The sequence below is a fragment of the Kitasatospora sp. NPDC058406 genome, assembly GCF_042722765.1.
GTDB lineage: Bacteria > Actinomycetota > Actinomycetes > Streptomycetales > Streptomycetaceae > Kitasatospora.
In genome coordinates this window covers 25,547-37,889 of sequence record NZ_JBHXKE010000070.1, presented here as the reverse complement: position 1 = coordinate 37,889, position 12,343 = coordinate 25,547, and the positions used below count along the sequence as shown (strand labels likewise).

Genomic DNA, 12,343 nt, shown 5'->3' with positions numbered 1-12,343 from the left:
ACGTTCCTCCGTCCGGGCCGGGGCCCTTCGGCGTGGCCGGCGGCCGGCTCAGGCCATGCCGAGTTCGTGGGAGCTCTGCACCCAGTCGCAGAGGTCCCTGAGGTCGGCCTCGACCTGGGTCCAGGACTTCAGCGAGGAGCCGAGGGTGCGGATCTCGAACGGGACCATCACCGCCTCCTCCTCCACGTGCGGCGCTATCTGGCGCATCCCGCCGAAGACGCTCTGCTGGGGGACGGCGGCGTCGCCCCGGAACGCCGCCGTCGCGTAGTCGAGGAGGACGACGGGGCCGCCGTCGATCTCGCGCACCGCGGTCTCGTAGAAGCCCATGTCCTTCCGCACCCGGCCCTCCTCCTGGTAGTCGTCGGCGAGGAGCGTGACGAGCGCGTCGTGGTGGGTGCGCAGCGCGGTCCGCACCTCGGGGTCCAGGTGCGCGTGCACATCGGCGAGCGGCGACCGGCTCAGCACCACGGTCCGGTTCTTGATGCCGGAGTCGGGGCCGCCCCGGGCGACCGTGTCGGCGTGGTCGGCGAACGCGGTGATCTGCATGAACACCAGCTGGAGGTAGCCGAGGACCTCCCGGTCGCGCCTCGCCCGGGCGCTGAGCGCCGGGGCGTTGCGGCCCGCGTCGCTCGGCCGGTTCCGCGGCAGGAACTCCTGGACCGCACGTTCGGCGAAGGCGTTCGCCTGTTGCAGGCGGTGCCGGGCGTCGGGGAGGTAGACGCCGTCGCGCAGCGGCGCCGCACGGCGCAGCCGGTCGAAGAAGGTGGCCATGCCGCTCACCGGTACGCCCACGGAGTAGTGGACGAACAGGCCGTCGCCCTTGCCCTCCGTTCCGGCGCTCTCCCGGTAGCCGTTGCCGCCGGCGAGCCTGGCCCCGGTGCCGGCGGGCAGCACGTCGAGGAGGTCGGCCGGGGCCGAGAGCAGCGCGGTGGTGTTCCGGTAGAACGCGTCGCGGACCGTCCGGATCCGCGTGAGGGTGTCGAGCAGCGCCGCGGGGCCCCGGGTGTGCCCGTCCCCGACCACGGACCAGGGCCTGGTGACGAACTCCAGGTTGGAGTACTTCCGCCCGTCGGGGAGGCTCCTGCTGTCCGCGACCACCTTGAAGACGGGTTTGCCGTCGGTGCGGGTCCTGCTCGCCGCCAGTTTGGTGTCCCCCTTGATCTTCGCCCCCTTCCCGTCGACGACGGGAAGGTCGATCTCGATCTCGTACCCGATCATGCGCGGCTCCTCGTGCCCGTGGCCGTCCGACTGCGGCCCACGGGTAGGCATTCTGAGGCACCGGCAGGTACGGGGACAGGCGCGCGGAGGTGAGGGGGCGCGCGTGGGGCTCGCGCGCGCCGGGCGGGTTGAAGTGATTCGGTCAAAGGCCTTGCGGACGTGCGCCGGTGGGCGCTATCTCTTAGTTAGGAAAGTTTCCTAACTCTCATGGAGCTCGGGTATCCCCCTGCCCGGGCGGAGAAACGGAGCGTCAGATGCGTCTCAAGCACCGCACCGTCGGGATCACCCTCGCCGCCCTCCTGGTCGCCGCCCCGGCCACGGTGGCGGCCGCCGGCGTCGGCCACGCCGCGCAGACCGCGCCCGCAGCGGTCCGGATCGCGGCGGTCGGCCTGGACGACCCCCACAAGAAGGACATCGCCATGCAGCTGGTGTCCAGCGCCGAGAACTCGTCCCTCGACTGGAAGGCCCAGTACAAGTACATCGAGGACATCAAGGACGGCCGCGGCTACACCGCCGGGATCATCGGCTTCTGTTCCGGCACCGGGGACATGCTCGAACTCGTCGAGCACTACACCGACCTCAAGCCCGGCAACATCCTCGCCAAGTACCTGCCCGCGCTCCGCAAGGTCAACGGCACGGAGTCGCACGCCGGCCTCGGCTCCGCCTTCGAGCGCGACTGGGCGACCGCAGCCAAGGACGCCGTCTTCCAGCAGGCCCAGAACGAAGAGCGCGACCGCGTCTACTTCAACCCCTCCGTCAGCCAGGCCAAGTCCGACGGCCTGCGCGCGCTCGGGCAGTTCATCTACTACGACGCCATCGTCATGCACGGCCCGGGCACCAGCTCCGACAGCTTCGGCGGCATCCGCAAGGCCGCCATGAAGAAGGCCAAGACCCCCGCCCAGGGCGGCGACGAGACCGCCTACCTCAAGGCCTTCCTGGACGCCCGCAAGGTCGTCATGAAGCAGGAGGACGCGCACTCCGACACCAGCCGCGTCGACACCGCGCAGCTGGTCTTCCTCAACGCCAAGAACTTCGACCTCAACCCCCCGCTGAAGTGGAAGGTCTACGGCGACAGCTACAGCATCAACAGCTGACGTCCGGCCGCCGGGCCGGCCGAGCCGCGGGGACCGGGTCCGCCCGGGCCCCGCGGCCGGTCGGGAATTCGGATGACGGTCGAACGGGTGCGCTGATAGCGTCCGGGACGTGGCCAAGCTGAACCAGATCATCGCCGTCGAAAAGGGCGTCAAGTCCAAGTCCTTCCAGGAGCTGACGCAGTCCCACCAGGACCTGCAGAAGCCCGCGCTGCTGGCCGGAATCTCCCGGACGTACCAGCCCAAGGACGAGGAGGGCGAGCAACTGCCCCCCGAGTCCACCCGCGTCCAGGTGAAGGCCGAGGACGTCCTGCGGGCGACCGCCGCGACCCTGACCCGGCTGTTCGACGTCACCGCGACCAAGGACTGGGCCAACACCACCGCCCGCGCCGACGTCGTGGTCGACGGGCGGACGCTGGTCGCCGACGCCCCGGTCACCTACCTGCTCTTCCTGGAGAAGCAGCTCACCGACCTGCGGACCTTCGTCCGCAAGCTGCCGGTGCTGGACGCCTCCGAGGCCTGGAACCACGACGCCTCCACGGACTCCTGGAAGACCGAGTCGGTGCGCACCATCCGGACCAAGAAGGTCCCGCGCAACCACGTCAAGGCCGAGGCGACGGAGAAGCACCCGGCGCAGGTCGAGGTGTACTACGAGGACATCGCCATCGGCTACTGGACGACCGTGAAGTTCTCCGGCGCCCTCCCGGCCCGGCGGGTGAACGAACTCCTGGAGCGCGTCGAGAAGCTCCAGCAGGCGGTTCAGTTCGCCCGCGAGGAGGCCAACGGCGCCGAGGTCGCGGACCACCGGGTCGGTGATGCGGTGTTCGGCTACCTGTTCGGGTAGCCCCATGATCGCCCCCGTATGAGAGCGGGGGTGGCGCGAAGAGCGCAAGCTGACACTGATGGTGAAGCTGACATCAGGGGAACGGTGGAGGTTCGAGTCCTCCCCCCGGCACCACGCGCCGGGGTGGCCCAACTCGGCAGAGGCAACCCCTGTCAAACTCAGACTCTCGCTCAAGTCTCAGCATTCGCCGCCGAGCGCCGGATCGACCGGGTGTGTGCTGTAAGCGTCGGATGCGGGTTCGACTCCCGCCTGCGCCTCTTCCTGGCGCGGTAGCTTCAATGGCAAAGCGCGACGCTGTGAAAATGACCCACACCCTTAAACGTGCCGGTGCAGAGCAATTGGGTGGCACCTCAGGGGCCCGGGAGCTGGATACCGCTCCCGGGCCCCGTCACGTGCCCGTCACTCCCGCGTGCTCCGCAGGTCAGGCGGTGGCGGTGTAGTCGTAGAAGCCGCGGCCGGACTTGCGGCCGAGCAGACCGGCGTCGACCATCCGGGAGAGCAGCGGGGGAGCGGCGTACAGCGGCTCCTTGTACTCGTCGTACATCGACTCGGCGATCAGGACGATGGTGTCCAGGCCGATCAGGTCGCACAGCCGCAGCGGGCCCATCGGGTGGGCGCAGCCGGCCTCCATGCCCTTGTCGATGTCGGAGGCGGTGGCCACGCCCGACTCGAACATCCGGACGGCGGAGAGCAGGTACGGCACCAGCAGGGCGTTGACGACGAAGCCGGCCCGGTCGCGGGCGCGGATCGGCTCCTTGCCGAGCACCTCGGTGGCGAAGGTCTCGACCCGCTCGGTGGTGGCCGCGGAGGTGGTCAGGGTGGGGATCACCTCGACCAGCTTCTGCACCGGCGCCGGGTTGAAGAAGTGCAGGCCGATCACCTGCTCCGGGCGGGAGGTGGCGGCGGCCAGCTTCACGATCGGGATCGACGAGGTGTTCGAGGCGAGGATCGCGTCACGGCGCTCCACCACCTGGTCGAGGGTCTGGAAGATCTTGACCTTGACGTCCTCGCGCTCGGCCACCGCCTCGACCACCAGGTCGCGGTCGGCGAAGTCCGCCAGGTCCACGGTGAAGGCGAGACGGCCCAGCGCCTCGTCCCGCTCCTCGGGGGTGAGCTTGCCCCGCTTGACGGCGGTGTCCAGCGAGTTGGTCAGACGGGTGCGGCCGAACTCCAGGGCCTCCCCGGTGGCCTCCGCGACCAGCACGCTCAGCCCCGCCCGGGCGAACACCTCAGCGATGCCCGACCCCATCAGGCCGCAGCCGATCACTCCGACACGCGCGATGTCACTCACTCAGTTGCCCTTCGGTGGTGCTGGGGGTCGCCCAGCGACAGGTGGTACCGCAAGCTGTTGTCCAGCGGGGCGGGTGCACGGTAGGTGTGCACCGGTGCACCGCCCCGACGACGTTACTACTCCCTACCGGCCAGTAGGTCATCCCCTCCCTCCGGGTCGAACCGGCCGTCCCGTGCCCCCGGGGCCTTCTGCGGGCCTCCTTCCGGCCCCTCCCGCCCGCCTCCCGACGTGACCCTCCGGCAAACTTCCGACCACGTTCCGGCGATCTCGTCACGACCTCCCGGCGACCTCCCGGCGACGCCCCCGCGATCCTCCGGCGTCCTCCCGGCGCTTCCTCCAGGCGTCCGCGCCCGCCCCGGTCCGGCGGCTGCGCCGGACGGGTGGGCGCGTTCGCGTCGCACGTGCGCCCCGGCTCCGCGCCGCCCCGCGCCGGACAGAATGCGGGACGGTCCGCACACAGGCGAAGGGAGTACGGGGATGCCGACGGGGTCGCTCACGGGACAGGTCGCCCTGATCACCGGCGCCGGCCGGGGAATCGGCCGGGAGCTCGCGATCGGCCTCGCAGCCGAGGGCATGGCCGTCGGGCTGGTGGGGCGGACCCACGAGACCCTCACCGAGACCCTCAAGGAGTGCGTCCGGCACGGTGCACGCGGAGTCGCCGTCACCGCCGACGTCACCAGACCAGGTTCGGTCCGGGAGGCCGTCCGCCTGGTCGAACGCGACCTCGGCCCGGTCGACCTGCTGATCAACAACGCCGGCCAGATCGACCGCGCCGAGGTGCCGCTCTGGGAGACCGACGCCAACCAGTGGTGGCAGGTCGTGGAGGTCAACCTGCGCGGACCCTACAACCTGCTGCGCTGCGTCCTGCCCGGCATGGTCCGCCGCGGCAGCGGGCGCGTGATCAACCTCAACTCCGGCTTCGCGCTGCGCCCCGACGGCCACTACACCGCGTACGCCACCTCCAAGGGCGCGTTGCTCCAGCTCTCCGACAACCTCGCCGACTCGCTCGCCGAGCACCACGTGGTCGTCCTCGACATCAGCCCCGGCGCGGTCGCCACCGACATGACGGCCGGGATGCCGATGTTCCGGTCCACCAAGGAGTGGGGCTCCATCCCGTACATGGTCGCCGTCACCGTGGACGCCGCCCGAGGCCGCTTCGACGGGCTGCACGGGCGGTTCATCCACGCCGGGCGGGACGACCTGGAGGTTCTGGTCAACCGGGCCGGGGAGATCCGGGAGGCGGACGCGCGCACGCTCCGGCTCCGCCCGTACGGGCCGGACGACCCGATGGGCTGACCGCCCGGTCCGCGGGACGGCGGGCGGGCGCGTCCGCGGAACCCCGGCCGGCCCGGCCCGGCCCGGACCCGGCCCCGGCTCAGAGTGCGGTGAGTGCCGCCAGTTCCTCCGCGGTGAGCGAGCCCGGCGCCCGCCCGGTCCGGGCGAACGCCCCGGCCAGCCGCTGGAGCGCCTCGTTGAGCGGCGCCGCCACCCCGTGCAGCCGGGCCAGCAGCACGATCTCACCGTTCAGGTGGTCGGCCTCGATCGAGCCGGTGCCGCGCGCCAGGCTCTGCCAGGACGACGAGCCGGTGCGACCCTCGCCCGCCACCGGTGCGAGCCGCAGCGTCTCCCGGGCCTCGACGAACTGCTCGGCCAGGTCGTGGTGCGGGACGCCGGCGGCGGCCAGCACGGCGGCGCCCTCGGCCGTCACCCGGTCGCGGAGGGCGCCCAGCGGACCGTCCTCGATCCGGCCGGCCACCGCGTCCAGCGCGTTGGCCAGGTTGCCGAGCAACTTGGTGTACTTCCAGCGCATCACGTCCTCCTCCAGCGGCACGCTGAAGGAGGACCCGGCGAGGTCCGCGGCGATCGCCGCCGCCCGCCCGCCCGTCCCGGCCGGGTAGCCGCCGAGCCGCAGGATCCCGCTGACCGGCGTCCCCGCCGCGCTCACCCGGCCCGGCTCCAGGTGGGTGGACGGCATCCACACGTACACGCCGAGCACCTCACGGAAGAGCCGCAGCGCCAGCCGCTCGTTCTCCACCCCGTTCTGCGCGCAGACCAGCGGCAGCCGCTCGCCGGCGGTGCCGCCGCCGGCCACCGGGCGGGGTTCCCCGGCGGCCGGCGGGGTGGGGTTGTACTTGTTGTTCTCGGCGTGGCCGTGGGGGTCGGCGGTTCGCTTCGCGAGGAGGGCGGGCCCCCCCACGGCCGGGATCCGCAGCGTCCGGGTGCCCTCCGGGGTGCCGAACCGGAGGCCGGTCTCCCGCAGCGCGGCCAGATGGGCGCCGCGCGCCACCAGGACCACCTCGTGCCCGCCCTCGTGCAGCCGGGCACCGATCGTGCCGCCCACCGCACCCGCCCCGATGATGATGTAGCGCATGCGGGAAGCATGGCACGCACGTGCGGGAGGCGGCCGGGCTCTTCCGCGGCACCGCCCGGCGGGCCCGCGCCCCACGGGCCGGGCGCCCCGCGCCGGGTGCCCTGCGCCGGGTGCCCTGCGGGGCGGTGTCGCGGCTACGCGAAGAGGCGGCTGGCGGTGACCGGGGTCAGGCCGGCCCCGGCGAGGCCGTCCAGGATCGCGGGGAGCGCGTCCACCGTGCACTGGTGACCCAGGTGCAGGGCCACCACCGAGCCGGCGCGCACCGAACCGAGCACCCGGCGCTGCAGCTCGGCCGCGCTCGGGTCGCTGTAGTCCCGGGGGTCCACGTCGAACGCCAGCACGTGTTCGTACCCGACGGCCTTCGCCTGCTCGCGCACCATCGCCGTGGCGTACTGGGCGGCCGACGGGCGGAACCAGCGGCCGATCGAGCCGGTCAGCCGCTGCAGCCGCTCCGCGCACTGGGCGATCTCGGCGCGCGCCCGGTCGGGGGTCATGGTGGAGATGTTCTGGTGGTTCTGGGTGTGGTTGCCCAGTTCGTGGCCGCCGTCCAGGATCCGCCGGGCCATCTGCGGCTGCTGGTCCAGCCAGCTTCCGACGGCCAGCACGGTGAGCCCGACGCCGCGCCGTTCGGCGGTCTCCAGCAGGGCGGTGGCGAGCCGCGGGTCGCCGCTGCCGTGGAAGGTCAGCGCGACATTGCGGCGGGTACGCGGCCCGTACGCCACCTCGACCGGGGTACCGGGCGCCAGGGGCGGGAGCACCGGCGGTGCGGGCGGTGCGGACGGGGTGGTGGCGGCTCCCGGACCTGCCCCCGGATCGGCTGCCGGGCCCGCCGCCGGTGCTTCTGCCGCCGGGCCCGTCGGCGCGGGGGTGCCCGCCGCGCCGGAGGAGCCACCGGCCGCCGGCGAGGCGGGACCCTCCGCCTCCGCCCACGCCGGGTCGACGGTGCCCGCCGGGTCGATCGTGCCCGGGCGGACGGCCAGCGCCCCCGGATCGGCCCGGCGGGCGACGCTGTCGCCGCAGGCGCCGACGAGCCCGCCGACGGCGGTCAGAGCGGCCAGCTTGGCGGTGGTGCGCAGGACGCTGCGCCGATCGACAGTCATCGGCAGCAAGCATAGAGAGGGCGGCACCCCGCGGCGACCGGTGGGAAGAGCCCGAGGGCTCGGCCGCCGACGCGCACGGGGGCCATCGTTCGAATGCTGCGGAAACCTGAACTCCCGCTGTTTCGGGGGTCCGTCGTCGGTTACGATCGCCGCGCACCGGGGCGGAGGGGGCACGGCACACCGGGCCCGCCGACCGCACCCGGTACGGGGGACGCCGCCGGCACCGGCCGGAGGTGAACGCGGTGAACGACAGGGGGCGGCAGATGACCGAGGACACGACGACGGCGAGCACGGGGATCGGAACCGACTGGGAGTGGGCGCGCGCCGACGACTGGCAGCCCCCGACCGAGCTCGACACCGGCGTCCCGCACACCGCCCGGATGTACGACTACTACCTCGGCGGCAAGGACAACTTCGAGGCCGACCGGAAGGCCGCCGAGGCCGCCATCGCCGCCTACCCGGCGCTGCCGCTGCTGGCTCGCACCAACCGTGAATTCCTCGGCCGCGCCGTCGAGTTCGCCGCCGGCCGGGGCATCCGGCAGTTCCTCGACATCGGTACCGGCATCCCGACCGTCGGCTCCACCAACGAGATCGCCCAGCGGGTCGCCCCGGACGCCCGGGTCGTCTACGTCGACAACGACCCGATCGTGGCCACCCACGCCCGCGCCCTGCTGGCCGGCCACCCGGCGGGCCACACCTCCGTCATCGAGGGCGACCTGCGCGAGCCCGAGGCGATCCTCGACCACCCCGGCCTGCGCGCCGCCATCGACCTCGGCGAGCCGGTCGCCCTGATGCTCGTCGCCGTCCTGCACTTCATCCGGGACGAGGACGGCGCCGAACGGATCGTCCGCACCCTGCGCGACGTGCTCGCCCCCGGCAGCGCGCTGATCCTCTCCCACGGCAGCCCCGACTTCGCCTCCCGGGAGAGCGCCGCCGAGGGCACCCGGATCTACCGCAGCGCGAGCGCGCCCCTGGTGCTGCGCCCGCGCGCCGCCGTCGAGCCGTTCTTCGGCGACTTCGAGTTCGTCGGCCCCGGCCTGGTCCAACTTCCGCTCTGGCGGCCGGAGTCCGGCCACATCCGGACCACCGACCTGCCGGAGGGCTGGCAGGACGTCTCCGCCTACGCCGGCGTCGCCTTCAAGCGCTGAGCCGTCGGCCGCCCCTGACGCACCGTCGGATCAGGGGGCGGCGTGCGGGTGGGCCGGGGGGCGGTGCTGTTCGGCGCCGCCACCCGAGACCCCGGCGAGGCCGCCCACCGCGAGGAACGCCCCCGGCCCGCTGCACGGGCGGGCCCGATCGCCGCAGGTCCGGTGCCCGGGCGGACGGAAAACCGCGCGACGGCGCCGGGCGTCCGGTGTTAGCTTGCGACGTATGCGACCCCTGAACGAGACCGACATCCGCGCGTCCTTCGTCAACTGCTCCAAGGGCGAGGCCCGTCGGCTCAACCTGCCCCGAGGCATGGCCGAACTCCCCTGGGAGAACCTGGACTTCCTCGGCTGGCGGGACCAGGGCGCCCCCGACCGCGGCTACCTGGTGGCGGAGCACGGCGGCGAGCTGGTCGGTGTCACGCTGCGGGTGCCGTCGTTCCGGCGCAGCCTGACCAAGACCAACGTCTGTTCGCTCTGCGTCACGGCGCACGCGGGTTCCGGCGTCGCGCTGCTCACCGCCCGGCGCGCCGGTGCGGCGGGGCGGGAGGGGAACACGGTCGGCACGTACATCTGCGCGGACCTGGCCTGCTCGCTCTACCTGCGCGGCCTGAAGAAGTCCGCGCTGGTGACCCGGCCCGACGAGTCGCTCCCGCTGGAGGACCAGATCGCCCGCACGCTGGCGAACCTGGACACCTTCCTCACCCAGGTCCGGACGGACACCCTGGCTTCCTGACCGCCGTCCGGCCGGGTCGGCCGCGGCGGGGTCGGCGGGCCGGGGACCCGGCCCGCCGTGCTACTGGCCGCGCAGCTGGTTCATGTCCCGGCGGTCCCGCTTGGTGGGCCGCCCGGCGCCCCGGTCGCGCAGGCCGGGCACGGCCAGCAGCTCGCGCGGCGGCCTCGGGGGACTGTTGTCCACCAGGCACTCCGCCGCGACCTCGGCGCCGACCCGCTTGCGGATCAGCTTCCGCACCACGACGACCCGCTCGTAGCCCTCCTGGCGCACCCGCACCTCGTCGCCGGGCTTCAGCGACTGGGCCGGCTTGGCCCGCTCGCCGTTGACCCGGACGTGCCCGGCCTTGCAGGCGTCGGCCGCCGCCGACCGCGTCTTCGCGAGCCGCACCGACCAGATCCAGCTGTCCACCCGGACGCTTCCCTCGACATCGACCATCCTCCGAGCCTACCGAGACCGCCCGGGCGGCCCCTACCTCAGCCGGACGGACCCCGCCACCGGACGGGACCGGACGGGACCGGACGGTACCGAAGGCGCTACCGGCGGTCGGGTGCCTCCTGGACGGCCCAGCCGTTGCCGTCCGGGTCGCTGAAGAAGACGAACGAGTTCCACTCGCCGCCACGCCCGTCCACCCGGGTCCCGTCCTCGAAGTGCTGCACCGGGCTGACCTCCACGCCCCGCGCGACCAGCTCGGCGTGCGCCCGGTCGATGTCCGGCACCACCAGTTGGAGACCCTTCAGCGAGCCGGGCGGCGCCTCCGTCATCCCGGCGCCCACCACGATCGAGCAGCCGGATCCGGGGGGTGTCAGCTGGACGACCCGCACGCCGTCCCGGATCCGGGTGTCGTGGTCGACGGTGAAACCGGCCTGTTCCTCGTAGAAGACCTTGGCCCGGTCCACGTCCGACACCGGGACCACCACCACTTCGAGCTTCCAGTCCATGGCCTCGCCCCTTCCTTCGGGCCCCTCCAGTATCGGCCGAGGCCCCGATGCGCGCCCGGCGCCCGGCCCCGGGCGGTGAACCGCGCCGATCAGCCCCCCGTCGGCCCGGTTTACCCGCCCAGCCCGTACGACCCCGCTACGCGCCCCCGCAACGCGTCCCCGCACCCGTGATCCCGGGCCCGCCGTCGCCGCCCACCGGGCCCGCCCGCCGGTCGGCTAGCCTGGGCCACGATGAACCGCCTCTCGACGCCCGCCGCCGCGACCCCCTTCGCCACTCCCTGGGGCAGCCTCGACCTCACCCGCTACCCGGAGGACCCGCGCGAGCTGCTGCGCGCCTGGGACGCCGCCGACGAGTACCTGCTGCGGCACCTGGCCGGTGAGGCCGACTCCGCCCAGGGCGGGGCCACCGACCTCACGGGCCGGGCGGTCACCGTCCTCGGCGACCGCTGGGGCGCCCTGGCCACCGCGCTCGCGCGGTTCGCTCCCGCCCAGATCAGCGACTCGCACCTCGCCCAGCGGGCCACCCGCGCCAACCTCGCGCGGGCCGGCGCCGACCCGGCCGCCGTCCGGCTGCTCACCACCCGGGACGCCCCGCCCGCGCGGATCGACGTCCTGCTGGTGCGCGTCCCCAAGAGCCTCGCGCTGCTGGAGGACCAGCTGCACCGGCTCGCCCCGGCCGTCCACCCGGACACCGTGGTGATCGGCACCGGCATGGTCACCGAGATCCACACCTCCACCCTCCAGCTCTTCGAGCGCATCCTCGGGCCGACCCGGACCTCGCTCGCCGTCCGCAAGGCCCGGCTGATCTTCTGCACGCCGGACCGGACGCTCGACCCCGGCCCCAACCCCTGGCCGCACCGCTACGCGCTGCCCGCCGACATCGGTCCTGCCGCCGGCCGCACCGTGGTCAACCACGCCGGCACCTTCTGCGCGGACCGCCTCGACATCGGTACCCGGTTCCTGCTCGCCCACCTGCCGACCGCGGCGCCGGGTGACCGGGTCGTCGACCTCGGCTGCGGGAACGGGGTCGTCGGCACCGCCGCCGCCCTGGCCTCGCCCGGCGCCGAACTGGTCTTCGTCGACGAGTCCCACCAGGCGGTGGCCTCGGCGGAGGAGACCTTCCGCGCCAACCTCGGCCCGGACGCCCCCGCCGAGTTCCTGACCGCCGACGCGATGACGGCCGAGGCGGTGCCCCCCGGGTCGGTGGACCTCGTCCTCAACAATCCGCCGTTCCACTCGCACCAGGCCACCACCGACGCGACCGCGTGGCGGATGTTCACCGGTGCCCGTCGCGCCCTGCGGCCGGGCGGTGAGCTCTGGGTGGTCGGCAACCGGCACCTCGGCTACCACGAGAAGCTCCGCCGTCTCTTCGGCAAGTGTCAACTCGTCGCCGGCAACCCGAAGTTCGTCGTCCTGCGGGCCGTCCGCCGGTGAACCGCCGGGGGCCGGGCCGACGGGGTGCGGTCGGGCCGGTCCCGTGCGGGCCGTTCTCCCCCTAAGTAAGGGTAGCCTAAGCTAATCGCCGACGACGGGCGGACGATCGCCCGCGCGGTCGGAGCGCCCTGTCCTCGGACGTGGGGGTGGGGCGTGCCCGTTGCGGCGCCCCTCG

The 12,343-nt window shown here is 73.5% G+C and carries 12 protein-coding genes and 1 pseudogene; 7 read left to right on the top strand and 6 right to left on the bottom strand.

Annotated features, from left to right (window positions below):
• Window positions 1-48 precede the first annotated feature (48 nt).
• Complete coding sequence (locus ACFWOG_RS16240; RefSeq protein WP_380358846.1) at window positions 49-1,218, bottom strand: hypothetical protein; 1,170 nt, start codon at window positions 1,216-1,218, stop codon at window positions 49-51.
• Between the two features lie 254 nt (window positions 1,219-1,472).
• On the opposite strand from ACFWOG_RS16240, the gene ACFWOG_RS16235 reads away from it, so the two are divergent.
• The 3 genes and pseudogenes from ACFWOG_RS16235 to ACFWOG_RS16225 all read left to right on the top strand — a co-directional run bounded on the left by ACFWOG_RS16235 (window position 1,473) and on the right by ACFWOG_RS16225 (window position 3,267).
• Window positions 1,473-2,312 carry a chitosanase gene (locus tag ACFWOG_RS16235; protein WP_329949801.1) on the top strand — a complete coding sequence of 280 codons (840 nt, stop codon included), beginning with the start codon at window positions 1,473-1,475 and terminating at the stop codon, window positions 2,310-2,312.
• Window positions 2,313-2,421: 109 nt separating this feature from the next.
• Window positions 2,422-3,153 carry a hypothetical protein gene (locus ACFWOG_RS16230; protein ID WP_329882314.1) on the top strand — a complete coding sequence of 244 codons (732 nt, stop codon included), beginning with the start codon at window positions 2,422-2,424 and terminating at the stop codon, window positions 3,151-3,153.
• 24 nt (window positions 3,154-3,177) lie between these two features.
• A pseudogene (locus ACFWOG_RS16225) lies at window positions 3,178-3,267 on the top strand.
• A gap of 307 nt (window positions 3,268-3,574) precedes the next feature.
• Here the strand turns inward: ACFWOG_RS16225 and ACFWOG_RS16220 are convergent.
• Complete coding sequence (locus ACFWOG_RS16220; RefSeq protein WP_329882313.1) at window positions 3,575-4,444, bottom strand: 3-hydroxybutyryl-CoA dehydrogenase; 870 nt, start codon at window positions 4,442-4,444, stop codon at window positions 3,575-3,577.
• Window positions 4,445-4,921: 477 nt separating this feature from the next.
• Between ACFWOG_RS16220 and ACFWOG_RS16215 the strand changes: the two genes are divergently transcribed.
• On the top strand, window positions 4,922-5,740 hold the full coding sequence (locus ACFWOG_RS16215) for an SDR family oxidoreductase (protein WP_329882312.1): 819 nt from the start codon (window positions 4,922-4,924) through the stop codon (window positions 5,738-5,740).
• Between the two features lie 79 nt (window positions 5,741-5,819).
• Here the strand turns inward: ACFWOG_RS16215 and ACFWOG_RS16210 are convergent, their stop codons facing one another.
• A complete protein-coding gene (locus ACFWOG_RS16210; RefSeq protein ID WP_380358841.1) occupies window positions 5,820-6,815 on the bottom strand; it encodes a ketopantoate reductase family protein in 996 nt (331 codons plus the stop codon).
• 134 nt (window positions 6,816-6,949) lie between these two features.
• Complete coding sequence (locus ACFWOG_RS16205; RefSeq protein ID WP_380358839.1) at window positions 6,950-7,915, bottom strand: polysaccharide deacetylase family protein; 966 nt, start codon at window positions 7,913-7,915, stop codon at window positions 6,950-6,952.
• Window positions 7,916-8,178: 263 nt separating this feature from the next.
• Between ACFWOG_RS16205 and ACFWOG_RS16200 the strand changes: the two genes are divergently transcribed.
• Both ACFWOG_RS16200 and ACFWOG_RS16195 read left to right on the top strand, forming a co-directional pair.
• On the top strand, window positions 8,179-9,063 hold the full coding sequence (locus tag ACFWOG_RS16200) for an SAM-dependent methyltransferase (protein ID WP_329949804.1): 885 nt from the start codon (window positions 8,179-8,181) through the stop codon (window positions 9,061-9,063).
• Between the two features lie 223 nt (window positions 9,064-9,286).
• Entirely contained in the window at window positions 9,287-9,796 is a 510-nt protein-coding gene (locus tag ACFWOG_RS16195) for an FBP domain-containing protein (RefSeq protein ID WP_329882308.1), read from the top strand.
• A gap of 60 nt (window positions 9,797-9,856) precedes the next feature.
• Here ACFWOG_RS16195 and ACFWOG_RS16190 read toward each other — a convergent pair whose 3' ends face one another.
• Both ACFWOG_RS16190 and ACFWOG_RS16185 read right to left on the bottom strand, forming a co-directional pair.
• Window positions 9,857-10,231: an RNA-binding S4 domain-containing protein gene (locus ACFWOG_RS16190; RefSeq protein ID WP_329949805.1), complete on the bottom strand. Its 375-nt coding sequence runs from the start codon at window positions 10,229-10,231 to the stop codon at window positions 9,857-9,859.
• Window positions 10,232-10,329: 98 nt separating this feature from the next.
• A complete protein-coding gene (locus tag ACFWOG_RS16185) occupies window positions 10,330-10,734 on the bottom strand; it encodes a VOC family protein (protein WP_329949806.1) in 405 nt (134 codons plus the stop codon).
• Window positions 10,735-10,965: 231 nt separating this feature from the next.
• Between ACFWOG_RS16185 and ACFWOG_RS16180 the strand changes: the two genes are divergently transcribed.
• Window positions 10,966-12,168 carry a methyltransferase gene (locus ACFWOG_RS16180; RefSeq protein ID WP_380358835.1) on the top strand — a complete coding sequence of 401 codons (1,203 nt, stop codon included), beginning with the start codon at window positions 10,966-10,968 and terminating at the stop codon, window positions 12,166-12,168.
• Window positions 12,169-12,343 lie beyond the last annotated feature (175 nt).